Annotated in this window: 19 protein-coding genes; 4 read left to right on the top strand and 15 right to left on the bottom strand. The window is 55.6% G+C overall.

Going from position 1 to position 24,387, the window contains the following annotated elements; genetic code table 11:
* Positions 1-281 precede the first annotated feature (281 nt).
* On the top strand, positions 282-1,229 hold the full coding sequence (locus tag MWC30_RS06810; RefSeq protein ID WP_244083410.1) for a DUF402 domain-containing protein: 948 nt from the start codon (positions 282-284) through the stop codon (positions 1,227-1,229).
* A gap of 166 nt (positions 1,230-1,395) precedes the next feature.
* On the opposite strand, the gene MWC30_RS06805 is transcribed toward MWC30_RS06810, so the two are convergent.
* Positions 1,396-3,048 carry a transglycosylase SLT domain-containing protein gene (locus tag MWC30_RS06805; protein ID WP_244083409.1) on the bottom strand — a complete coding sequence of 551 codons (1,653 nt, stop codon included), beginning with the start codon at positions 3,046-3,048 and terminating at the stop codon, positions 1,396-1,398.
* A gap of 106 nt (positions 3,049-3,154) precedes the next feature.
* Positions 3,155-3,574: a Spy/CpxP family protein refolding chaperone gene (locus tag MWC30_RS06800; RefSeq protein ID WP_244083408.1), complete on the bottom strand. Its 420-nt coding sequence runs from the start codon at positions 3,572-3,574 to the stop codon at positions 3,155-3,157.
* 452 nt (positions 3,575-4,026) lie between these two features.
* On the opposite strand from MWC30_RS06800, the gene MWC30_RS06795 reads away from it, so the two are divergent.
* Together MWC30_RS06795 and MWC30_RS06790 are read left to right on the top strand one after the other, a co-directional pair.
* A complete protein-coding gene (locus MWC30_RS06795; RefSeq protein ID WP_244083407.1) occupies positions 4,027-5,802 on the top strand; it encodes a PAS domain-containing sensor histidine kinase in 1,776 nt (591 codons plus the stop codon).
* Positions 5,803-5,965: 163 nt separating this feature from the next.
* On the top strand, positions 5,966-7,348 hold the full coding sequence (locus tag MWC30_RS06790; RefSeq protein WP_244083406.1) for a sigma-54 dependent transcriptional regulator: 1,383 nt from the start codon (positions 5,966-5,968) through the stop codon (positions 7,346-7,348).
* On the opposite strand, the gene MWC30_RS06785 is transcribed toward MWC30_RS06790, so the two are convergent.
* The 7 genes from MWC30_RS06785 to MWC30_RS06755 all read right to left on the bottom strand — a co-directional run bounded on the left by MWC30_RS06785 (position 7,341) and on the right by MWC30_RS06755 (position 14,521).
* Positions 7,341-7,820 (bottom strand): YaiI/YqxD family protein, encoded by a 480-nt coding sequence (locus MWC30_RS06785; RefSeq protein WP_244083405.1) that lies wholly within the window; start codon positions 7,818-7,820, stop codon positions 7,341-7,343. The genes MWC30_RS06790 and MWC30_RS06785 overlap by 8 nt on opposite strands.
* A gap of 318 nt (positions 7,821-8,138) precedes the next feature.
* Complete coding sequence (locus MWC30_RS06780) at positions 8,139-8,678, bottom strand: DOMON-like domain-containing protein (protein ID WP_244083404.1); 540 nt, start codon at positions 8,676-8,678, stop codon at positions 8,139-8,141.
* Positions 8,675-9,775 (bottom strand): phosphotransferase enzyme family protein, encoded by a 1,101-nt coding sequence (locus MWC30_RS06775; RefSeq protein WP_244083403.1) that lies wholly within the window; start codon positions 9,773-9,775, stop codon positions 8,675-8,677. Before MWC30_RS06775 ends, MWC30_RS06780 begins: the two co-directional genes overlap by 4 nt.
* 46 nt (positions 9,776-9,821) lie before the next feature.
* Positions 9,822-10,199: a hypothetical protein gene (locus MWC30_RS06770; protein ID WP_244083402.1), complete on the bottom strand. Its 378-nt coding sequence runs from the start codon at positions 10,197-10,199 to the stop codon at positions 9,822-9,824.
* Positions 10,196-12,274, bottom strand: coding sequence for a hypothetical protein (locus MWC30_RS06765; RefSeq protein WP_244083401.1), 2,079 nt, complete (start codon positions 12,272-12,274; stop codon positions 10,196-10,198). Before MWC30_RS06765 ends, MWC30_RS06770 begins: the two co-directional genes overlap by 4 nt.
* On the bottom strand, positions 12,267-13,988 hold the full coding sequence (locus tag MWC30_RS06760) for an Hsp70 family protein (protein WP_244083400.1): 1,722 nt from the start codon (positions 13,986-13,988) through the stop codon (positions 12,267-12,269). Before MWC30_RS06760 ends, MWC30_RS06765 begins: the two co-directional genes overlap by 8 nt.
* Entirely contained in the window at positions 13,985-14,521 is a 537-nt protein-coding gene (locus MWC30_RS06755) for a nucleotide exchange factor GrpE (RefSeq protein ID WP_244083399.1), read from the bottom strand. The genes MWC30_RS06760 and MWC30_RS06755 overlap by 4 nt, the downstream gene beginning before the upstream one ends.
* A gap of 382 nt (positions 14,522-14,903) precedes the next feature.
* On the opposite strand from MWC30_RS06755, the gene MWC30_RS06750 reads away from it, so the two are divergent.
* A complete protein-coding gene (locus MWC30_RS06750; RefSeq protein ID WP_244083398.1) occupies positions 14,904-18,485 on the top strand; it encodes an AAA family ATPase in 3,582 nt (1,193 codons plus the stop codon).
* 122 nt (positions 18,486-18,607) lie between these two features.
* Here MWC30_RS06750 and aqpZ read toward each other — a convergent pair whose 3' ends face one another.
* The 6 genes from aqpZ to MWC30_RS06720 form a co-directional block, all read right to left on the bottom strand.
* The gene (aqpZ, locus tag MWC30_RS06745) at positions 18,608-19,294 is read right to left on the bottom strand and encodes an aquaporin Z (protein WP_244083397.1); all 687 of its coding nucleotides are present in this window, start codon (positions 19,292-19,294) and stop codon (positions 18,608-18,610) included.
* Between the two features lie 360 nt (positions 19,295-19,654).
* A complete protein-coding gene (gene fdhD / locus MWC30_RS06740) occupies positions 19,655-20,470 on the bottom strand; it encodes a formate dehydrogenase accessory sulfurtransferase FdhD (protein ID WP_244083396.1) in 816 nt (271 codons plus the stop codon).
* A 40-nt stretch (positions 20,471-20,510) separates the two neighbouring features.
* Positions 20,511-20,972 carry an NUDIX hydrolase gene (locus tag MWC30_RS06735; protein WP_244083395.1) on the bottom strand — a complete coding sequence of 154 codons (462 nt, stop codon included), beginning with the start codon at positions 20,970-20,972 and terminating at the stop codon, positions 20,511-20,513.
* A gap of 55 nt (positions 20,973-21,027) precedes the next feature.
* Positions 21,028-22,359, bottom strand: coding sequence for a uracil-xanthine permease family protein (locus MWC30_RS06730; RefSeq protein WP_244083394.1), 1,332 nt, complete (start codon positions 22,357-22,359; stop codon positions 21,028-21,030).
* 17 nt (positions 22,360-22,376) lie between these two features.
* Positions 22,377-23,330 (bottom strand): ribose-phosphate pyrophosphokinase, encoded by a 954-nt coding sequence (locus tag MWC30_RS06725; RefSeq protein ID WP_244083393.1) that lies wholly within the window; start codon positions 23,328-23,330, stop codon positions 22,377-22,379.
* A 187-nt stretch (positions 23,331-23,517) separates the two neighbouring features.
* A complete protein-coding gene (locus tag MWC30_RS06720; protein WP_244083392.1) occupies positions 23,518-24,264 on the bottom strand; it encodes a zinc ribbon domain-containing protein in 747 nt (248 codons plus the stop codon).
* Between the last annotated feature and the right edge of the window lie 123 nt (positions 24,265-24,387).

The raw sequence follows: 24,387 nt of genomic DNA, 5'->3' as shown, positions 1-24,387 counted from the left end.
CAGGCCGGCACATGGCGTTTTCTCGGCTTGCAATCCCCCTTAAAAGTGAAGTACTGTCTTTCTGAAACCAAACTTGTGTAAGGGTTGGGGATTGAATTTCAAGCTCCAAAGAGGTCGGGTGGCGGCAGGATGGAACAGTGACCGGATCCTTGACCGGTCCCTCCCGACGCGCAGGAAAAATCTATAGCTGTTAAACTGGACGGGTAGCATGTGACAACGCATTGGCCCTGTCCCTGGAACGTATCGTTGAACACCCCCAACTTTTTCCGGAGGTGGCCGTCATGCCCGCCCGAATCAAAATCAGAAGCATCTACAGCACCGCTCTCACCAGGCTCTTGTTGGACGCGGGGCATTACATCGTGGAGCCATCGGCCAAAATTCGCGAACGGTTTGAGCTCGAGCACAACAGTGTGCCCTGCGACATACTCATCCAGGATCGAGAAGACCTGCAGGGTGTTGAAATTTCCGGACCTCCGGAAAACATTTGCCAGTTCCTGAGCTTCCTGCAGGAGCAGCTCTTCGATGCCGTTCTCCTGGAATCCTGCGTCGGCCGTCAGCCTGAAGACCTCGTGCAGGCCAGGGTAGAATTTCCAGGAGCGTCCAAGGCCAGATTGGACGCCCTCCGATTCGCCGTCACGCCCACCCTCATGAACCACCACCGCCTGCGCATCATCAACAGCAAGGCTTTGGAGAGAGCAGAGATTCTCCTGGGAACGCACCCCGAAAAGAAAGATTCTCTGGAAAAAAATTTATTCCTGGAGAACATCCTCCTGCCCCTCGAGAAAAACGGGCTCGTCAAAATGGAGCACATGCGGCCCTCGGGCAAGGCCATGCGCCCGAGGGAGGGTATCCTGTTGAAATCGAGCAGCCAGGGGCTGATTTTCAAACGATCTTTTACCAAAGGACGCTACGACGGCCTCGACATCCCCATCCAGCCCGGAGATCATGGGTTGACCGAAATCCAGGAGGGCGCTTGGTATGTCAAGCATTCCTACTACACCCGGGAGGGGAAGCTCATCGGGGAATATTTCAATATCAATACCCCCGTTGAGCTCTATCCCTACGGTGCCCGTTACATGGATCTGGAAGTCGATGTCGTCCGGCGTGCCGGAGAAAAGCCCTTTCTCATCGATCGAGAGAAGCTCTCCTTTCTGACACGGCAGGGGCAAATCGGAAGCGCACTGGAAGCAAAGGCCATGGAGACTGCTGAAGCACTGATGGCGCAATAGGAAGGAGTTCCTGTTTCCCGGCAAGAAATGCTCCCTGCATGGGAGCCTGACCCTTTTTTCCCATGGAAAATATCCGAGCATCACAGCAACGAAGGCCGGCACCGGGAAGAGAATGTATCTTCTCGATGCCGGCCTTCGCCGTCATTCCTGAAACGAAACCAATATGTTAATCCGCCCGTTTCCTGTCCGAACGTCCCATACCATGCTCTTCGGTACAAATAATGAGGGTATTGCCCGGGGTCAATTTCTGAGCGCGACTCAATTTATTCGTGGAGCAGAGCGAATCCACCGAGACCTGGAATCGCGCGGAAAGAGATTCTACCGTGTCTCCACGGCGGATTGGGTAAAATATGACCTTCTGGGATTTTTGGTCCGTACGAGAAGATCCCTTCGATGCGATCGCTGCAACGCGCTCGCTCTTATCAACCTTGACGGGCTTGGCGGCAGTCTGCTTGACGGACGCAAGCTTCACGTCAACTGCCTTGCGAGGAGCCTCTTTGCGGGACTTTGCCTTCACAGGCTCGGCAGGAACCGCCAGTTTGCCGACCACGGGAGTGGCAGGTGTCTTCGTGATCGGAGGGGTGGAAACGGTGTTCTTCCGATCCTCATCCCCTCGGGCAGGACTGATATCACTTTTGGCAGAAACCTTTACCGACTGGACGGCATTGCTGCTCTTCCGGTCGTCATCCCGTCGGGAGATGTTGACGTCGCCGACTGCGGGAGACTTTACCGGCGGCTCAGGATCGCTGTATCGCAGGTTAGACGACTCGGCCTTGAAAGCGATTTCTTCCGGCATTTCCCGGGAAGGCTGCGGTTCGGTCAGGGCCGTTAGAACGGCATCCGCCTTTCCCCGGGGCACGCAAAGGGAATACCCATTCACGGGAGGGGTCACGGAGGAGCAGAGCTCGGGGTTCTTCTTGCGGAGCACCGCTTCGTCTACGCCGATTTTCTCACCCAGCCAGGCAAGCTTCACGCCGCCCGGTACGCACACAATTTCATGGGGAGGATCATAGGGACGGGGCTCGTAGTAAAACCCATAGCGGCTGGCATCCCGGATGATGCGAACACTGGCCAAAAATTTGGGAACGTAGTCCCGAGTTTCAGCTGGAAGGTAGCCGTTTTGTCTCAGCTCCCAGAAAGTGGACAGCCCACTCCGATCGAGGGCGGCCTGGACGCCGTTCTCCCCGGCATTGTAGGCTGCAAGAGCCAATTCCCAGGACCCGAACTGATCATAAAGGACTGAAAGATATTCTGCTGCAGCCTGGGCCGATTTGAAAGGGTGCCTTCTTTCATCTACGTAACGATTCTGTTCGAGTCCAAAACGCTTACCCGTGGATGAAATGAATTGCCACATTCCCACCGCATTGGCATGAGAGCGTGCCGTAGGGGTAAAGCCGCTCTCGACCAGGGCAACATAGGCCAGGTCTTTGGGGAGTCCACGCTCCGCGAAAATCTCCTGGACCGGAAGCACATACTCTTCGGCACGCTGCAATAGCGTCTGGAAGGACTTGTGCTTTTTTTCGGAGTAGGTAAGGGTCCATGCATCGATGGAGGGGTGATCTGGAATGGTAAGCTCTGATTTGGGGGAAGCGGAATCTGTACCGGAAACCTGATTGCCCTGAGCCTTGTTTTGCGTCTGCATGGCCACGGAAGAAGGCGCCGTGTGCTGCGTGGAAGTGGTTGAACATCCGACTGCCAACAGGGCAGCGAAGCTCAGGAGCGGAAATTTCAGCCAGTCGAATCCTCGGGTTCGAAGAATTGTGCGGTTCAAATATAACGGCCAATACGACAAATCCGCAGTACACAATGTCCCCATCATCCGTCGTTCCCCTCCTTATATTGAAACAGCATCCTTAATCAACCGATCCTTTACATACACGAGTCTCTTCACTTGGATTCGGTGAAGACATGAATTCAGCAGCCTCTCAGTCACCCATGGAGCTTCTCTCTGAATCGAGCGACACGAGCTTTTCTCTCTGTTCATGCGTCAAGATCTCACGGCATTCCAGCTGGTGCCTTGTTGCTAATTCTTGAATTTTGGAGGCTATCTCCCTGATCTTTCTCTGCTTGGAAGCTATGGCCGACAGGTCGGGGCGCGCCGTAGCCCAGAGGTCCTTCAGCTCCATTTTCTTGCTGTATAGCTCGTCATGCAGCTTGCTGATTTCATCCGTGAAGGCCCTCTGCCGGGAATCAATGCGAGTCCTCTGCTCCTCGGACAGATTCAAGAACGCAGGATACGGCGGCTTCAAATGCGGACAGGAAGCCGGCTCTCCCTCAGCTCCCCGCGCCGTGGCCAACCCTAAGAACAAAACCAGCACAGCGACACAGACCCCATACCTTGTCATGTTGAATTCCCTTTGAACCTCCGTTGCATCGAGTCAGGCACGTCACATTGGGATAAGCTTTTTTTCACATATTTTTGCAGATCCCATGCCAGGAGGAGGGTGTTGATTCTAAACGCCTGGAATCATACTCTTTCGGTTGAAGCAATCGTGAGGTGGAGCACAAAATCCGGACGGAGACCTTCGGCAATAAATGTCGATCCCCCTGAGGATAGAAAATATTAAGTATCTAGAATTAAATATTTTATAGTGCTCCGTAGAATTTTGACGTTCTTTCCCCGGATTTCGACAATATTGTCGCCCTGCAGAAGCCATTCCCCCTGTTTTGAGACTGGGAGTTGTGGTACAAGTCAAAACCGCCCCATTGGAACGGAGAAAAGCCTTTCTGCTCTCTCCACAGACGCAAGCCCGGCGGACTGATGCCGTTGATGCAATGGGGAAAATGGAGCGACCAAATGAAAGAACGACCTCGAATGCCCTCCCTGGAAGCTTTTGGAAAACCAAAACCCCGCTTTTTGCAGCCCGTTGCCATGGCCCTGGTGTTCCTTCTCTTCGTCATGCTTTTCTTTGCCATGGCCATGCTGGACCTGCGGCGCGTGGAAGATCTGCTCCTGAAGACCCTGAAGAACAAGGCCCATTACGTCTTTGAAGTGACTCAAAAGGCATTCCAGGAAAAATTCAACCGCCTCGTGCAAAGCGATGAAGGATTGCACGGACCTTTCGCAGGATTCTCTCCCGAGGATGATTCCACCTCACTTCGCGAAACCCTCGTCAACGCATTGTTGAATGCCGCCAGGGCGGTGGATCTCCAGGAGGCAAAGCACCCCGAAGGCGTCGATGGATTGCAGGCATTGACTCTCCCCGAACATTTTCAGGCCCTCCTTTTGGTGGATGGACAAGGGAATCCCCTTTACCAAAAGGGTCCAGTCCCCCCCCACCTCCTCAAGAAGGCCGCTTCACTGGCTCAAGGAAGCAACGAAATCGTGCTGCACCTGTTTCAAGGGATTTCCCGCGAAGACTACCTGGGATTTGTAGGGATCCGACGCAAGAAGAGCGAGGGGGCGGTGTTCCTGGTCCTGAACCGTAAAGACCTCATGGCATGGGCCTGGAATATCGCCGTTCAGAACAGCATGGAGCACATGCAGCTGGGGCGGGGAGTCGTTTATTTTGCCGTGGAAGATCGCTCGGGCCGCCTGCTGGCCCAGGCAGGAAGTGTTTCCGTGGAGAGCCTGGAACAATGCATTTTCAGCACTCAGGTCGTGGGTGGCTCCAGCAATCCCGCAGGACAGTGCGTCCAGATGGGGGAGGCGCAGTTCCTGGAATTTTCCATGCCCATGATCCTGGAAAATGAAGTGTTCGGCACCATGAGAATTGGGATGGAGACCCTGGAAACCGATCAGATCCTTCTGGAAAACAGGCAGCACATTCTCCTCTGGACGGGCCTCATGCTCCTCATCGGTCTGCTGGCCATGGGGCTGTTGTACCAGACTCAAAATCACCACATCTCCCGTATGCAGACCATGCGCGAACGGCTGTACCAGGCTGAAAAGCTCTCCGCCCTGGGAAAGCTCGGGGCGGGAGTCGCACACGAGATCCGCAATCCCCTCAATGCCATCAGTCTGGCGGTGCAGCGCATTCGGAGGGATTTTGGACCCGAGACACAGGAAAAGCGGGAGGCTTATGAGCGAATCACGCGCATTCTGAGGGACGAGATCAAGCGCCTCAATACCATCATCGAAGAATTCCTCGGCCTCTCACGCACTTCCCGGTTGGAACTGCGGCCCCAGCCGGTCGTGCTTCTCCTGGAAAGGATCCTCTCTCTGGTCCAGGAGGAAGCGAAAAGCCGAAACATCGAAATCCGCAAGCGCTGGGCAGAGGGAAACCATACGGTACTCATGGACATACACAAGCTGGAACAGGCATTGCTCAATATCATCGGCAACGCCGTAGAATCCATCCCGGGTGATGGAATGATTTTCGTAAGCTGCGAAGAGCCATCCAAGGGAGTGGTCTGCATTCGCATTCGAGACAGTGGAACAGGCATTCCCGCGGGGGAGGAGCGGAAGATTTTCGACCCCTTTTACACCACCAAGGAAAAAGGAACGGGGTTGGGCCTGGCCATCGCCAGTGAAATCATCACGGCCCATGGGGGAGAGATCCGGGTGACCAGCAAGCCCAAGCTGGGGTCTGTCTTCGAAATTCTGCTTCCCCGCGCAACGGGGAACGCATGAGGGCAATGTCGATAACTTGACCAAATATCGTCATTCCGGCGAAAGCCTGAATCCAGGAAAATAAAGACTTCTGGACCCCGGTTTTCACCGGGGTGACGTTAAGTCAACAACATTGACGCATGAGGGACGGTCCCTGTTCCTTTCATCCACGGAGAATGAAGATTTGAGCCCGAAAGAACTGGATATACTCATTGTTGAAGACGAGCCCTTCCAGAGGGAGATGCTTCGCGATTCCCTCCTGCAGGAAGGCCATCGCATTCAGGAGGCCGAGAACGGAGAAAAGGCCCTTCAACTTTTAAAGCGCAGCAGCTTCGATTTGCTTCTTCTCGATTTTCGCATGCACGGCATGAACGGTATCGAAGTGCTGAAGGCCGCCAGGCAGCTCTGCCCGGACCTGGAAGCGATACTCATCACGGCATACGGCGCCATCGAAACGGCTGTAGAGGCCATGAAAGCCGGAGCCAGCGATTACCTGACCAAGCCCATCGACCTGGACGAGCTTTCCATGAGTATCGCTCGTATCGCCGAGCACCGGACCCTCCTGCGGGAAAATGAAATCCTACGGCAGGAACTGAAAGCCAAAGGGGTCTCCACCAACACCATTCAATATACCAGCCAGAAAATGGCCAAGCTCATCCAGCTTGCCGGGCGCATCGCCCCCAGCCAGGCGACGGTGCTCATTGAAGGGGAGACCGGAACCGGCAAAGAATTGCTGGCGCGCCTGATACACAATCTCAGCGCGCGCTCCGACAAGCCCCTCATTGCGGTGAACTGCGCAGCCATGCCCGAAACACTCCTGGAAAGCGAGCTCTTCGGGCACGAGAAGGGGGCTTTCACAGGAGCCATACAGCGCAGAATCGGCCGCTTCGAGCAGGCCGAAGGCGGCACACTCTTTCTGGACGAGATCGGTGAGCTCAGTTTACCCGTGCAGGTCAAGCTTCTGCGCTTTCTTCAGGAAAGAGAATTCCAGAGGGTGGGGGGCGAAAGGACCCATAAGGCCGACGTCCGCATCATCAGCGCCACCCACCAGGACCTGGATGCCAGGGTAAAAGAGGGCACCTTTCGTGAAGACCTCTTTTACCGCATCAATGTCATCCACATGGAGATTCCGCCTCTCCGGGAACGCCGAGAGGACATTGGTCCACTCCTGGAACATTTCACACGCAAATTCGCGTTGGAAAACCATCGTAAGATCGAGGGAATCAGCCGAGAGGCCGTCGATCTCCTCACCCGGTACGACTATCCCGGCAATGTCCGCGAGCTGGAAAACATCATCGAGCGCGCTGTCGTGGTCTGCCGGGGTCATATCATTTCGCGGGAAGACCTTGCGTTTCCTGAGGCCTTCAACTCAGGGAGCAGCCCCACGGTAGAGCCTGATCCAAGTCCGCCCGGCGAAACTCTCCAGCAGGCGGTGGAAAACCTGGAGCGTCGCATGATCGGCGATGCCTTGCTGCAGAGCGGCACCAATCAGTCCCAGGCAGCCCGCCAGCTGGGACTGAGCGAGAGAATGCTTCGATACAAGCTAAAGAAATATGGATTCAAGTAAGATGGGTTGATGCTGTGGCGCATGACTTGAGGCGCTTGCTCAGGAAGCGGTCCAACTCATCGGCAAAGGCCTTCCGATCATTCTTGTGGAGGGGAGGAGGTCCACCCGTGTCAACTCCGGCGCCCCTCAACCCATCCATGAAATCCCGTAGAGTCAGTCGCTGCCCGATATTTTCCCGGGTATAGAGCTCACCTCGAGGATCCAGGGCATAGCCCCCCTTCTCCACGACGGCTGCAGCGAGGGGAATATCCGCAGTGATCACAAGGTCGTCAGGCTCCACCTGGAGCGCGATGTGATTGTCCGCCACGTTGAATCCCGCCGGCACCTGGATGGTGCGGATGAAAGGCGAGGCAGGAGTCTTCAAAAGTTTGTTGGCTACAAGTACAAGAGATACCTTTAGCCGTTCCGCTGCGCGATAGAGTATATCCTTGATAGCGGCAGGACAGGCATCGGCATCCACCCAGATTTGCATGTATCGAACCTCCGGCAAAACGCTCAGCCAGATGGGGACATGAACTTGAAATTCCCCACGGCGTATTCCTGTGCAGAATGGGCAGGCCTTTTGGAGCATTGCTCTTCTGCAAAGGATTGAAAAGTTCTTTTTTGTAGGAGCGGCATCCTGCCGCGACCGGCTCACTGTCGCGGCAGGATGCCGCTCCTACAAAAAAAGGGAACCATCAATTCGAAAGTTTTGTACCTTTATATGAAAATGCCGTCATCAAGACTTTTCATCCTTCCATGTGACTTCGCCGGTCACGGGAGCTATCGAGCATATTTCTCCCCTGCCTCCTCAAATGACGATGTCAAACCCGTCCCGATCATGGAAATCGGGACGGGAGCCACCATGAGTCAAAGCCCAGAAGCTCAACTCGCCGTCTTTGTGCTGGAGAACGGCACTGACTGCGACCTGCAGCGTCCGAGTGTCAGAAACGATTTTTCCCAGGTCGAGGTCAACCATCGCGTGAAAGGAGCCCGGCAGGGTGTGGGTGGCCACGACAAGGGATTCAAAGGATGGTTCTTCCTCCATACCCTGCCGGTAACCGTCAAACCGAAAAACGTTCCAATGCCCCGACGGAGAAAGGTTGAATTCCCAATACCGGGGATCGTCCAGTGGGGCTACAAAAAACTCGAAGCACGTCGATTCCCATAACCCCCTTCGCCGCAGAGCGAATCCATCCCGGGGGGAAATGAAGACATCCTCCATGCGAACCCAAAGAACGTAACTCACCGTCAACCGGTTGAAACGGCGCTGAACGCTGCCCGTGATCTTCGCTCCCGGCAGTAAGGGCCCTGCGGGATGGGGCTCGAGGGAAAAATTCCGACAGCTCATCGCATGTCTCCAATGATGCTTCGGATAGAAGGCGCCTGAGCTTCGATGCTTTCAACGAGCTTGAACTGGACGAGAGCCCTATTGAGATTGTGCTCCGCATGGCAGGCTTTGAAGTAAACGTTTCCCTCCAGATAATCCGTAAAAAACCTCAACCCCAGTTCGAAGGCGATGAGGCGCACGGCCTCATAAAAATAGGCGTAGTCGGCGCCAGAGAGAAATGCTTTCCCCTGGGGGGCATAGCCTTTGAGGATGGCTCGACAGAGATCGGGTTGGAATTGCACGCCCTCCCAACTCTCCGTCTCTTCCCCCGAGGGATTGCAGCAGGACCTGAGACAGTCCCCCAGGTCATAGTGCACCAAACCGGGCTTCACCGTATCCAGGTCGATGATGCCGACAGCCTGCCCTGACTGAGAGTCCACCAGAACGTTGTTCACCTTGGGGTCGCCGTGTATGGGACGGAGTAAAAGACTGCCCCGCGCTTTGGCATTCTCCAGAACACCCGCCCAGGCTCTGCGCTCCTCCACAAACCTCACGCAGTACTCCATTTCCGGCGATCGTTTCACGGAGTCTCCCCGAATGAGGACAGAGTCATAATGATGAAGATAGCGCGGTGTGATGTGAAACCCCTCGAGGGTATCCAGGAGGCGGGCAATGGGCAGGTCGCTCAGAAGCCGATGAAACATGCCCAGGGCATGACCGACCTCTTCCGCGTGGGAGGAACCCTGGACCGTATCGAAAGACCGGGTGCAATGGATGAAGCTGATGGCGCGCCAGAACGATCCGTCGGGATCGATCCAGTGATCCCGGGTCTCACCTGTCAGAAGTACACGGGGAACCTCCCACCGACGCCCGCCGGCCGGAGGCTCACACTTCAGCCGTTCCTGCATGTGCTCTGTGAAGGTTCGGATATTGCGCATCACCCGATCAGGGTGTCGAAACACATGCGTGTTGATGCGCTGCAGGACGAAGTGTCTCTCATTCCCCGCATCCAGGGTCACAAGAAAGGTGTCGTTGATGTTGCCGTTTCCAAGAGCCTGGATGGTCGATATCTCACCCCGGTGTTTGAATTGCTCTGCAGCGGCAGCCGAATGATCCAAGGTACTCCTTCGTATCTACATGATATTTGTCAATTCCAACAGAGAGTCAGCGCTGGGCCGGCTTCTTCTGCTTCTTGGGATGCTTCGCCTTTTCAACGGATTGCGGAACCGCCCATAAAAAGTCCATCAGGAGCTCCCTCCGCAGTTCCTGCAACGCATCTTCCAGGGAGGATTCGGGCAGAGTGCACGAAAACGAAAACAACTCCGGATCCAGTTCCTCGCTTGTCAACCTGTGAGCAAGCAATCTCTCCAGCAGAAACGGCAGGGAGGTGAGCATCCGATAACTTTCATCGATTTGACGGAACTTTTCTGGGTGGAACTCCGGAGGATACCGCCGAACCATTCGCTGATAGGCCTTCTCGATCTCCTCTCTGCCTGCGTTGGGAGGCAGATTGAGGTTGCTCAGAGCTTCTTCGCGCGTCACGGTCTTTTCTTCCCCTTTCTCCTGCCAACCCGCCTTTCAGGATACGCGATTTCCTTCAGTGTAAGCTTCACGGTTTCCATCAAGGGAGCGACCTCCCGCTCGCCTGCATCGAAGCGCTTCTGCAGCACGGCACCCATGCGAACCAGAACTCCCGTATCCTTTTTCAATAAAGGTTTAAAGGCGAGCATATTGTCCACCAGTCTCTCGAGAACACGGATATCGGCCATAACCCAATCATCACTATGCTCCTTCAGGAATTTGAACACGGTCAACACCGCCCCCTCGACGGAGACCGTCAGGCCGGCCATCATCAAAAACAGGTTTTCCTCCCCGGCCTTCCAGCCTGCCAAATGCTGCAACTCGTCTTCAACGAATGACAGGTAATGTTCGCAGTTCTCTCTCAAGTAGCTCAACCACTGGAGAAAGCTTTCCTGAGTGTAGGTGCCGCCCTTAAAACATTCGAGAAATGCCGGGATAAGGTGAAATTCGGTATAGTTTTTCAGTCCGGCCGATTCCTGTCGCAGCCCTTGTAGGATTCTCTCCACCTTTGGATCTGTTTTTTTCCCCCGTTTGCTGTGCATTCCCATAGGATCCATGGCAAAGGTAGATATGAACACGAATTCCCATAATTCACTCAAGAGCCCTCGAAGGATCAGTCCCAGCAGCTCCCCATCCTCCCGAAAGCGGTCCAACAGGGGTTTCAGCACACCCAACTGCGGGAAATGGAGCATAGGTGATTTTTCCAGTACCCAATGCAGATCTTCGCCGGTGACAGGAGCAGACCGGTCCAAAGCTTCCTGGGCAGAAGACTGGAGCGTCGTTGAACGTGTTGCCGCTGCGACTATGAGGGCAAATAAACCCATGCGTTTGCCAAGGCATCTCGCCGCCGCCAGGCGAGAAAACAGCCTGGCCATGTCATATGACCGGTCGGGGGCATCGATGAGGAGATCTATATCTTTCACGAGCATTTGATCCATGACGCGTCGGAGCTCTCTTTCATCCCGAGGGCCGATCTCTTTTGATCTTTGTTCAATTTCATTCAAAATTTTTTGAAACAGCCTGCGAAACGCCTCATGAAGCTTCTCGGTCTCTTCCTCATCCTCTTCCAATTCACCGAAGATCTCATCGAGGGGATCTTGTGCCGCCTGGGATTTTTCTCTGAGCCTTCCTCGCAGCCTGTCCAGGAGGATCACCTTTTCTTCGAACCTGGCCGAATCAATTTCTGCTTCCAACTGAGCAGCACTCGCATCGGCCATGGCTTCAGGATGAATAGCTCTCAATGCTTCCAGAATTGTTTCAGCCTTATCCCCTGCCGCCTGCCGAAACAAAAATGGGATGTTCCGCACCAGCTTCGCCATGGACGCGGAATTCCCTTCTTTCGAAAGCCGTTCCATCAGCACTGCCATGTTCCAGACAAAAGGATGGATCAATATGCGATATAAGGTTTGTGGGTAAATAGCCATGCCCTCGGCAAGAGAGGCATCGATCTCGTTCAGTTCAAAGAAATGGACAACCTTCCAGCCCTTTTCCACCCCGCTCTTGCTGTTGAGCCGCCGAACGGCCGCTATATCCTCCGCCATCAATGCGGCAGTCTCCCTGAAGCCCGGAACAGCGAAATGAAGCCCCGCCTGTTCGTAATAGCGGGCTGTCACCTTTTGCGGCTGGACCATAAAGACCCGCAAATCTTTTCGCATGCGCTCCAGGGAAGCCCAGTCGTCCTTCCAGGAGAGGGCTCTTTGCCTCAAAGTCTCCGCCGGCTGCCCGAGTCCCTTCAAAGCCGCCAGGTCCTCCACGGACCGTTTGCCGTCGATAAACCCCGCCAGCGTCATCAAAAAGTCGACATCCTGAGAATTCGGCGGATGTTTTACCACTTTCACCTCTTCACAAAACTCTTGAAAGCTCCGCGGATCCCGAAGTGCTTTACGCACGAGGCTCTTCCAGACTTCAGCGTATTCCTGGGCGTACTGAGCCTCACGGTGCTGGGATTCTACCTCCTTCAACCATTCCCAGTAGCGCCCGGTGCGCAGAAGTTTTTCGATAGTACGATCGACTTTTCTCGCCTTTTTTTTAGCCAATGGTCTCGAACCCCTCTTCGGCCTGTTCGATTTTCTCCAGGAGCTGATCTTCCAGTTCGTCGATCAGGGCATCATCGTCACCCGCCAGGACTGCCTGTTCGTATTTCCCGGTGAGCTTTATCAGCGCATCCTTCAGTTCCTGGGGCAACCGCTCATCGGCCAATATCCGACGCGCCTTTTCGGAAATGTAATTGACGGGTTTTTCCACCAGACCTTCCGCCTCACTTTCGGTCTGCAAAGTTTTCTGCCGTACGTTGAGGGTCACCGACTTGCTGTTGTTGTACCCTTTCTGGTCCACCGAGACATGGACAATGCCTTCCCGGTCATAGGCGAATTCCACGGTTACGGGGCTGTTGGCCGGCGCAGGCTTCAAGGGAAATTCGAAGGCGCCGATGAGGGTATTTTTCCTGCAGTATGGGCTCTCCCCCTGATACACCTGCACATCGACTTTGGGCTGTTGGTCGTCCACCGTGTAATAGAGCTCCGCCCGACTCACGGGAATACGCGTATTCCTCCGAATAATGACCGAAAAGTGGTCGTTGGCGCTATCTGTGAAATCATACGGATGGAGGGTTCTTACCCCCAGGGAATGTGCGGTGACATCGAGGAGGATATGCCCCAGGGGCTCGCCCGCTATGAGCCCGGCCTGCACGCTCGCTCCCAACGCCACACAGAGATCGGGATCGAGAGAGTGCGCAATGGGCCGGTCGAACATCTCGGAAAGACTCGCCTGCACCTCCGGCATGCGCGTGGCCCCACCCACCAGAATGATTCTGCCTATATCCTCCGGCTCCAGGCTTGCCTCCTGCAAAGCTTCCGTCACCTTCTCCAGGGTGCTCTCCAGGAGATCGCGCGTCATCTCTTCGAATTCACTGCGACTCACCTCCAGCCTGAGATTCACCGGCTCGCCGTCAATGAAGGCGACGGCCACTTCGTCGACCAGAAAGAAAGGTCGGTCGCTCAGGGCGATCTTGGTTCGTTCGGCAATATCCCTGAGCCTGACGCTGAGGGCGCGATCTTCGGGCAATTCGTAACCCGTCTTCTGTTTGAGGTGGCGCAGGAAAAAATCCTTGAGGCGCTCGTCGAAGTCATCCCCTCCCAGGGCGGAGTTGCCACAGGAAGCCAAAACCTCCTTGATCTCGCCCTTGAGCTCAAGAATCGAGACGTCGAACGTCCCTCCTCCCAGGTCATACACCATGATATAGGGACTGTCGTCCGGCTCTTCCCATGAGACCTGATCGTAGACGAGGGCGGCGGCAGTCGGTTCATTGATGATGCGCAGCACTTCCAGGCCGGCCAATTCCCCCGCCCGTATGGTGGCGCGCCTCTGCGCATCGTCAAAATAAGCGGGAACCGTGATGACCGCCTTCTGAATCGACTGTCCGAGAGTTTTAGAAGCATTCTCTACCAGGTAGTGCAATATATGAGAAGAAACTTCTTCCGGCGTGAAATTTCGAGTCCCCAGATGGATCGATGCCTCCTGCCCCATGAGTCGCTTTACCGATCGTATGGTATGGTCAGGAAAAGCCGCCAGGCGATTCCGCGCCGCCCGGCCTACCAACAGCTGCCCCGTCGCATCATCGAGACTGACGACGGATGGGACAATGGCCGAACCCTCCTCAAGGGAAAGGGCTACAGGTTTTCCCTGATCGAGGCAGGCAATGACCGAATTCGTGGTTCCCAGATCGATTCCACAGATGATTTCTCCCATCATTCCCTCACTCCCTGTTGAAAAGGCTGACTGTCTTGAGCTGTCCCGACGATCACTCTGGCCGTTTTGATCACTCGATCCCGGTACAGGTAGCCGGGCTGCACTGTGCGCAACACCTCAAGGCGGCCATCGCCCTGAGAAATTTTTTCCAGAGCCTCGTGCAAACGGGCATCGAAAGGGATGGACGCCTCTCGAACCATTTTCACTTCAGCTGAGGCAAGAAGCTCATCCAGCCTGCCCCAGACGATCTCCAGGACTTCGCCCCTCTGGGGCGATAAACACTCCCCCTCACGGAGAGACTGATCCAGATAAAAAAAGGCGTCGGCAAAGCCCGTCAAAGGATCGAGATGGGCTCGGATCTCCTTCACGGTGTACTCATTCCATTCCTGGCGCATTTCCTCCAGGAAAGCCGACTGCTTGCGAAGCATTTTTTTTAGAGCCTGCAACTCCTGCAAAGTCCTGTCGACGGGCGCTGCTACTTCTTCAGCCTCATTCCGCCATGCTCGTCGTAAAAACTGCCACATTTGCGTCCACATGCAAAACCTTCCTCATCCAGCAAACGTCAGGGCTTCTGTGCCCTACAGCGACCAACCCAACAAGCTCACCACACACTGCGAAAAGTGACACTATAGCCGGTGACCCGGTGACAATCCAAATATAACCTGTTTGCTCAGAAAAGATTTTTCATCGGCAACGGATTGCAGGCGCATTCATCCCCCCAACATGCCCGCTGCGGGAGCTCTCAGCAGTTTCTTCCCGCCCCCAGTCGTCACGGATTCATGCCGGAGGATTTTTCTCTTGGCACCGATGAAATGTCCATGATATGCCCATGATCAACATTGCGGCAACGATCCGGCAAGAGCTCCAAATTGCGGTGGACCTGCAGGCCATCTGGCACATTTTCGGCGGAGGTGAATCATGAAGATCGTCAGCATCCATTTCAAAAACATCGCCTCGCTCCAAGGGGTCTGGGAAATCCGTTTCGACCGCCCTCCCCTGTCGGATACGGGCCTCTTCGCCATAGTGGGTCCGAACGGTTCCGGCAAAACCAGTGTACTCGACGCTATCACCCTGGCTCTCTACGGCGAAACACCCCGTATGAAGGACCCCGAGAAAAGCCTCATCAACAAGGATTCCTCAGACTCTTTTTCGGAAGTGACTTTTTCCGTAGGGGGGCAATTATATCGGAGCCGGTGGTCGGTCCGCAAAAACGGCCAAGCGCCGGAAAGCCCCGAAATGAAGATCGTCAGCCTCAACGGCAGGGAAACTCTGCTGGAAGACCGGGTCGTCATGGTCCGCACCCGAGTGGCCGAGCTGACGGGGCTCGATTTCAAACGCTTCTGCCGATCGATCCTTCTGGCGCAAGGGGAATTTTCGGCCTTTCTCAACGCTCTTGAGAACGAGCGTTCCGAAATGCTGGGAAAGATCATCGGGCCAGAGCTTGCTCAAGAGCTGGAGCAGTCCGTCCATACCCGTTCCAGGGCCGAGCATGAAAGACTGCTCCAACTCCAGGAGGCCGCAGAAGAGCTGCCCTCAGCCGACAAAGACCGCTTGAACACTTTGACAGCATCTCTGGAGGAGACGGAAGGGGAGCTGCAGCAAGTCGATGGTTTTTTGGGGGAACTGAAACGCACGCTGGAATTGCGCAGACGCATGGATCACCTTGAAGCGAAAGCAGAGGCGGCTCGAGAAGCTCTGGCATCGGCCGAGGCCCGTGCCGCTGAGGCTCAGAAGGACATCTACGGCCTGGAAGAGGCCGCAAAGGCTGCCCCCTTGCGTGAGGATACGGAACGCCTCAACGCTCTTCAACTGGAAGCGGAAACGGCCAGGGATGCGTTGAGTAGCCTGGAAGCCGAGATGGAATTGCATCGAGGTCGGCTGGCGGAGCTGGAAGCACAACTTCTTCAGAGTCGACAGAGACTGGAGGAGGCTCAAGCTCAGCGGAGCGCCCGTTCCGCCGACGTCCAAAAAGCCCAGCAGCTGGACCAGGATATTGCGGCGGAAAGTGCCCGCTTCCTGGAAGAAGTCTCGCGCTACGAAGCCTACCAGCGCATTCTGCAGGAAAAGCTGCAGCAGCAGTCCGACGTGGAAAAACAGTTTAACGAAGTCGGCAGCCACCAGCGGGAAATGCAGCAATGGCTGGTGGATCACTCCCTGGATGCCGGCCTCGAAGCTGAATTGCCCGGCATCGAGGACGCATGGGAACGACTCCAGGAAATACGCCGCCAGCTGAGTGAGGAGAAAATTCACCAGGCGGCAGCGCTCAAGGCAGAGCAGCAGGCGGCAGCGGATTTAAAACGCGACGAAGATGCGTTGCAGAAGGCTCTGGTGCAACTGGAAGAGAGCAGGGCCCGCAAGGATAAACGGGAAGAGCGTACGACCCGGCTGCTCGGCACAGACACCCTTGAATCCATACTGGCAAAGCGAGAAGAACTGAAGGAGCGCCTGGCTGCCTGCGGTCAGCTGTTGAAAATCGGGCAGGAATACCATGCATTCACGACCGGGGGAGACCCGTTGGGCACTCTCGCCCAGATGGCAAGCCAGGAGGAATCCCTGGCGCATTCCCTTTCCCTCGAGGAGGCACAACTGGCCAAGTGGGAAGAAAGGGCGCGATGGCTGGAGGCTTTGGCGAGATACGCACCCGACCGCTCTATTCTCAAGACAGGAGCCCCGTGCCCCCTGTGCGGAGCGCTGGACCATCCTTACGTGGAGCAGGGGCCTCCTGACTTTGACGCCGAGGAGCGGGCGTTGCAGGAGCAACAGGACAGAGTCGACGCCCTGCGTACCCGGTTGTCGGAGCTTCGAGCCGAAAAGGAATCCCTCCAGCCGAAAGCCGGCCGGATGGAGGCCCTCCAAAAGTCCTGGCTGGATCTTTGCGCCCGGGTGGGCGGGGAATGGTCCATCACCGATCCAGATGCCGTCAAAGAAGATCTGCTATCCGTTCAAAGGGAGCTCAAGCGCCTCAAGTCTTTGATTAGAACCCTTCGATGGCGCAAATGGGGCTCGGCATGGTCCGAGCGCAAGCTGCAGCGTCTGAACGAAAAAGTGTCCCGTAGAGAACGGGAAAGAGACCGTCTCCGGGATGCCCATGCCCTGCAGGTTCAGGCATTGACCGATCTCGAAAACACCCTGAGACAGCTCCAGGGAAGTGAAGCAGCCGCGCGCGAGGAGTTGGGCGGCAGAATCCTTCCCTTTGATCATGCTTTGCCGACTCAGGGGATGGAAGCAGAGCTCATCCAGCGACTCAAACAACGCGCTGCGACCTATCGACGCCAGTTGCGCGAACAGGAAGCTCTGGCGGGTCGGATGGAGACTCTGGAAGCCCGTCGCAGCAATCTGCCCCCCGAGATCTCTCAACTGCGAGAAGAAACCGAGGGCTTGGGATCTGCCGTGGAAACGCTCCAACAGCGGATTGCTGCGCTGAAGGCGGAGCATAACGCGCTCTTCCAGGGAGAGAATCCGGTTCAGGAAGACAAGGAATTGGAGAGCCGAATGACTCTCGCCACCGAAGAGCAGGCAGCGCTGTCAGCGGAAATCCATCGCCTCCGACGGGCGCTTTCCGAACATGAACAAACCTGGCCCCAATCGGTTGAAAAAGAGGAGTCTGCCCAGGCTGCCCTGCAGCAGGCAGAACAAGACATTTTGCAGAAGGCCGTGCCCCTCGACTTCAAATCCCTGGAAGACTTGAAGCGCACTGTTGCTTTACTGGAAGCGGAGGCAGCCGTTACGGAACGTTGGAAGGCCGCTGAACAGACCCTGGAGCAGGCACGGTCGCAATGCGAAGCCGTGGAAGCAGAGCTGGCCTCCATCCGTTCCCAAGATTTGGGGACGAAACTTCCTGAAGCCCTCCAGAGCCAAATTGAAGCGGCCGAAAAGCAACGCGAACTGCTTCAGGAGGAACTGGACGCTGCAAATCGCTCCCTGAGGGAACTGCGGGAAGCCGATCGCATGCGTCGGGACGCTCTCGATGCAGTAGCGGTACAGGAGAAGATCTACGCCCACACCGTTGCAGAGGAAAAGGCGCTGGCATCCAGGGACCCCGTCGCCGTGAAGACAAAGCTTCAGCGCCTCATGTTCGAGCGGTTGCTGGATCGCACCAATCAGCACCTGGAATCCCTGAACGGCCGCTATCACCTTCGAGCCCTCTCCGAGGAAGGGCTGGGACTGCATGTGGAAGACGCTCTTCATGGGGGAACCTGTCGAGCCACCAAGACCCTTTCGGGTGGAGAGTCTTTTCAGGTCAGCCTGTGTCTGGCTCTCGGACTTGCGGACATGGCGGGAAAGGATCGCAAGATCGAATCCCTCTTTCTGGACGAAGGGTTCGGCGCTCTGGACGATGAGATGCTCTACAAGGTGATGGCAGCCCTCAAAGGACTGCGGGCCAACGGAAAGACAGTGGGCGTCATTTCCCATGTGAAACGCCTGGCCGACGAAATCCCCACTCAGATAAGACTGGAAAAACAGCGTGGAGGTCGGAGCACCCTCAGCATCGTGGCATAGGCAGGCATCCACACAAGAGAGTGATCCAAAGCACTGAAGTGCTGGACGGCCCGGCAGCAAAATCCAACAGGGGCCATTTCCCGGGTCAGGCGCTCTTCTTCGCGCCTGCCCCGTCAGAAAATTTAATCTTCTTTCCCCACGATACGATAGACGATCCCGCCGAGCACTGCGCCGACGATGGGAGCGACCCAGAAAAGCCATAGCTGTGCGATGGCCCAACCTCCTACAAAGAGGGCGACCCCCGTGCTGCGTGCAGGATTCACGGAGGTGTTGGTGACGGGAATGCTGATGAGGTGAATCAGTGTCAAGCCCAGGCCGATGGCGATGGGAGCGAATCCCTGCGGTGCACGCTTGTCCGTTGACCCCAAGATGATGACGAGAAACATCATGGTCATGACGACTTCACAGACGAGAGCCGCAAGAAAGCTGTATCCTCCCGGCGAATGAGCGCCATAGCCATTGGACGCGAATCCCCCCGCTACATCGAACCCGGCCTTCCCACTGGCAATGATGTAGAGGACCCCGCCGGCACAGATGGCTCCCAGGACCTGAGCGACGATATAGGGGAGGAGCTTGTCTGCGGGAAAACGACCCCCGACGCAGAGTCCCACGGATACGGCGGGATTGAGATGACAACCCGAGATGTGTCCGATGGCGTAAGCCATGGTCAACACTGTCAGACCGAAGGCCAGGGCAACTCCCAGGAGTCCGATTCCCACATTGGGAAAGGCCGCCGCGAGAACCGCACTCCCGCATCCCCCAAGCACCAGCCAAAATGTCCCCACGAACTCAGCTCCAAACTGTTTCATCGAACTCTCCCTTCTCTTGATGAGGTTTCATTCATTGCGCCTGAAACAAGCTCCAATCCGACGGCGCACCCCAGTTCATTCCAAGTTCCTGAAAATGATAGTTCTCAGCACCCTCGTGCCCCACAGGTCACGAAGCTTGGTAGGAAGAAAAATGGAAAAATACAGAACTTGAATGGCCTTCAAATGCTTTTGAAGATCATTATGGTTCGTTTGGCAGCTGAGTTCAAGGGGAGAATAACAGGAGGACCGAAATTTGCTTTCCAGGCGAGGGGTGCCGGATTCCATCGGGGAAGTCCCCTGCGCCCCGCTGCGCAGAGGATTGGGCTCGGAAACCACGGTACAGAGGAGCCACGATACTCCTCATTCCACAATCCGCTCCCTGCCGCTGTACACGGTGAATTTCCCTGCCCTGACGAAGCCAATGAGGGTGATATTGAGGGACTGAGCCAGTTCGATGGCGAGTGTCGTGGCCGTGTTGCGGCTGATGAGGACCGGAATGTTTACTTTGGCTGCCTTGATGAGGATCTCCGAGGTCAGGCGTCCGGTAGTGATGAGCATTTTGTCGTCTAAGGGCATTCGGTTTAAAAAGGCATGTCCCACCATCATATCCACAGCATTGTGACGACCGATGTCGTCTCGAAACAGCAGAATTCTTTCCGGAGTGGCAAGGAGTGTGTTGTGAACTCCATGGGTGTGCCGGTAGATTTCGCTCATCCGGTGCATTTCTTCCATCCGCTCCAAAACCTGCAAAGGTGAAAATTTCACGTTCCCTTCAATCTTGCGGCTCAGCAGGGCATCCAGGGCATAATAAAAGACCGTTCCTTTGCCGCACCCCGAAGTGATCGTGCGCTTCATCCAGAGCTGCTCCGGAATGGAGGTGTCCGCCCGGGTAACAATGTCGATCTTTCCCGTTTCAGCATCCACCTCGATTTTTTCAAGATCTTCATACGATTGCAGGAAGCCGTCCGCAAATAAAAACCCCACGGCCAGCTCTTCCAGATGGTGTCCCGCACAGAGGAGAGTCACCATTTCACGGCCGTTGACATAGAGGGTCACTGGACGCTCCTGGATCACCCACTGCGGCTTCTCAATACATTCGCCCGTTTTATCGTAAACCCAGGTGGTGACATTCGAGACTTTTTCACTGCTGAAATCTTCCTGCTTCTCTTCATCCATGGGCATCGCCTGACCTCGTTGGTGTAAAAATTTTGATATTTTAAAGTTTTTTCAAATGCCGCAAATGCTCCAGGCAATCGGAGAGAATCTGCGCATGGTCAAAAGCCAGGGTATCCGGAAGCCGGTCTTGAGGGAAAACCTCCAGATGCTTCGCATCGTCCGCTGCCAGGGGATCTCCCTTGCCGAGAGCCGTGAACACGACACTCACCGTATGCTGTCGGGGATCGCGACCGGGGTCGGAATAGGCACGGAACTGTTCCATCCCTTCCAGCTCCAGGCCGGTTTCTTCAAGAGCCTCCCTGTGAGCGGCCGCCTCCAGGCTCTCGCCATAATCCACGAAACCTCCGGGCAAAGCCCAGCCGTAAGGCGGGTTCTTACGTTCGATGAGCACGATTCCACGCCCTGGAATCCGGATCACAATATCTACGGCAAGGAAAGGATTCCGGTATACATGAACGGGTGCCCCACACCGTGGACAGGAAACACGCGAGCGGTCAGCCATCGCTTCTCCTTTTCGAGACTCCGGGACGATTCGTCCCCCGACTCATAACCATGCGCTACTTTTTCCTCATGAGGACATGCTCCAGCAGCAGGACGAGAGTGATGCCCACGACAAAACCGTTGCCCAGGAAGACACGGAGACCGGCCGGCATCGCATTAATAAAGGGACCAGGGAGGAAGCTGACCAATGTCCCGACAATGAGTGGGAGCCCGACAACATAATAGTCACGACTGGAAATGCTCTCTCTGGAAATGATGGCCAGCCCTGCACCCACCTGGGCTCCCATGGCCACGCAGAGGACTGCCCCCACGACGGGGGAAGGGACGGAAGCCAGCAGCATGGCCAGCTTGGGCACAAAGGCGGCCGCCAGGAGAAGGCAGCCGCAGCAGGCCGTGGTGTAGCGACTGGCCACACGGTTGGCCAGCACGACACCAGGACTGAGGCTGTAGCTTACGGTCCCCACAATCCCCAACAATCCACAGCAAATTCCTCCAAGCCCATTGAAGAGAATCCCTCGGGAGATGGACCGTGGAAGCCTTTTCATATCCGTCAGAATGGCAATGCCGTTAAAGCTCCCCAAGCTGTTGACCACCACTGCCAGATAAGACGACGCACAAGCCAGCACGGCCGGCCAGTAGAAATGGGGGCGGGCAGGGATCCACTCTGGAGGAACAGAAACCCAGGGGGCCGTTAAAACTCTCTCCCAGCCGGCTGCCCCCAGTATGGAAAAAATCGTGGTCCCCAAGCACATACCCAGCACCAGAACGATGGTCTTCCAGAATCCCTTCAACCAGTGAGACAGGGCCGCCATGAATACCACCAGGATGAGACTCACCACGAAGGTGAGCAGGTCCCCTGTGGATTGGGCCCCCTCGATGCCGATGAGAGTGTGGGTAATATAGGGAAGCATGGAAAAAGAGATGAGCATGAGGATGACCCCCACGACGTTGGGCGTCGCGAGGGCAATGACCTTCTGCAATTGGCCCAACAGGACGACACCAACCAGGAGAGCTCCTCCAAGGATCGTCCCACCCTGAATGGCTCCAATGCCTAGGGGCGCCAGCACAATAAAGGTGAGCAGGAGGGCCGTCGCGGGCCCATCCAGCAAGGGATAGCGATGGCCCCAAAGGCTTTGAGCCAGGGTGAAGATTCCCGAAACCATCAGGGTGAGCTGAAAAAAACGAGTCTCCCCCGCCGTGTCCATCTGGAGCGCCTTGCTTCCAAGAGTGGTCACGATGATGAGAACAGGAAACATGATGATCGCCCACTGAAGCCCAAAGACCAGAGTATATTTCAGTGGGGGACGATCATCGATATCATAGACGTACGAGGATTTTTCCATGGCAAAACTGCGTGGATCCGCCGCAGAACGACAGGGCTGTTCCACTGGCGGCTCCCCGCGAGCTAATGGAGAATTTCAAAAAGGGTGCTGATGGAATCTTCGTTATGGATGTTCCGGATGGCGGCGGAAAAAAGCCTGCACGCTGGAACACATTTGATTTTTTCACAGTGAGAGGCCTGGGGACTCAGAGGCACCGTGTCTGTCACCACCAGGCTCTTCAAGAGGCTGCTTTCAATGCGATCCACCGCAGGACCCGAGAGTATGGGATGGGTCACACAGGCGTGGACTTCCCTCGCGCCCTTTTCCAGCAGCGACTTGGTAGCTTCCACCAGGGTTCCTGCCGTGTCCACCATGTCATCCAGAACAACAGCCGTCTTTCCTTCCACTTCACCGATAATGTTCAATGCCTCTGCCTTATTCACCTCGGCTCGGCGCTTGTCGATGAGTGCAAGCCCCGCTTTGAGCTGGCTCGCATAGGCACGAGCCCTGGGAACCCCGCCGGCGTCGGGGGACACAATGACCAGATTCCCGTTGAAATGTTCACGAATGTAGGGAAGTAAGATGGGAGAAGCATAAAGATTGTCCACGGGGATATCAAAAAAGCCCTGGATCTGGCCGGCATGCAAATCCACCGTAAGAATCCGGTGCGTGCCGACTCGGGTGATGAGGTCCGCCACAAGGCGGGCCGTAATGGGAACGCGCGGCTTGTTTTTTCTATCCTGGCGCGAATAGCTGTAGTACGGAATCACCGCCGTGATTCTTCGCGCGGAAGCACGCTTGAGGGCGTCGATCATCACCAGCAGCTCCATCAAGTGATCGTTCACCGGGGGAGAACCGGTCTGCACGACAAAGACATCGGCCCCCCGGACATTTTCTCCGATCTCAACCCGGATCTCACCATCACTGAACGTCGTCACGAGGGACCTGCTCAGAGGGATCTCCAGCGACTCGCAAATCTGCACAGCCAGCTCAGGATTGCTGTTGCCCGCAAAGATCTTCATACCATATGTGGCCATGAACCTGAATCCTCTCTAAAAATAATAGACTCAAGGGGAAGCCGTCCCCAAGGCGACCCTGTCATATTACAGCCCACTTGAAATGGCAACCCTTTTCCTTGATCATTCTTTCACTTTCGCATTCATGAACACATTCCAGCGAAAAAACAGCAAAAACTGCTCCACAAAGAGCGCTGGCGGCAGAATGTCACAGGTTCCCGTAGTCATCTTCCGAAAGACAATACGCTTCGTGACCGGGCCAGTAGAGAAAGCGGTGGCAGTGGGGGCACTGCATGATGGTTTCGTCGCGCTGAAGCTCGATGAATTTCTGTGGGGGAATATTAAGATGGCAGACCTGGCAGACACCGTTCTCCACGGGAGCCACGGCAATACCTGCCTGCTTCACGAACAAAAAGTTGGAGCGCCGGAGGAGGTTGGGCTCCAACTTCACTTCCACCTCTTTTTGGCAGGCCTGCAGGCGTTCGAGCTTTTCTTTCAGCTGCTCCATTCCCGTACGAAGCTCCAGACAGTCCGAATCCAACTTCTTACGCCTTTCTTCGAGAGCCTTCTCCATCTCCTGAACTTCGGCACCCAGAGTCTCGATTTTATCCATCACCTCAAGGACTTCTGACTCCTTGGAGGAAATTTCCTTCTTGGAGTCGTCGATCTCTCTAAGAATCGCCTGATATTCTTTGTTGTTTTTCACTTCGTTCATGCGCTTCTTGCTGCGCGCGATCTTGGCTTCCAGGTCCGCGATGGCCTGTTCCAACGCACGATGTGTCTCCTGAGCGTGCGAATGATCGGCCTTCCTGGCAATGAACTCCGCCTCGAAGTGACCGAATTCCTTCTCAAGTTCAGCAATACGCCGGGGTGCTTCTTCGCAGTTGCGCGCCAGCATTGCCCTCTTGTTCTCCAGGATCTGATATTCAATCAAAAACTTGAGCTGTTCCAGCAAGTGAAACCTCCTCTCAGGCCGGTCGGCCATCCCCACCGCCCGGCACGCAACATTTCAGAAAATGTCGCTCTTCATTGTTTTCATCCCGTTTCCAGCTACCGTCCCTTCCATCATGCACAAGCC

It is taken from the genome of Desulforhabdus sp. TSK, assembly GCF_022836495.1.
In the GTDB taxonomy this organism is placed as follows: Bacteria; Desulfobacterota; Syntrophobacteria; order Syntrophobacterales; family Syntrophobacteraceae; genus Desulforhabdus.
Note: the sequence above shows the minus strand (reverse complement) of the source record. Positions and strands in the feature narration are given on the sequence as shown.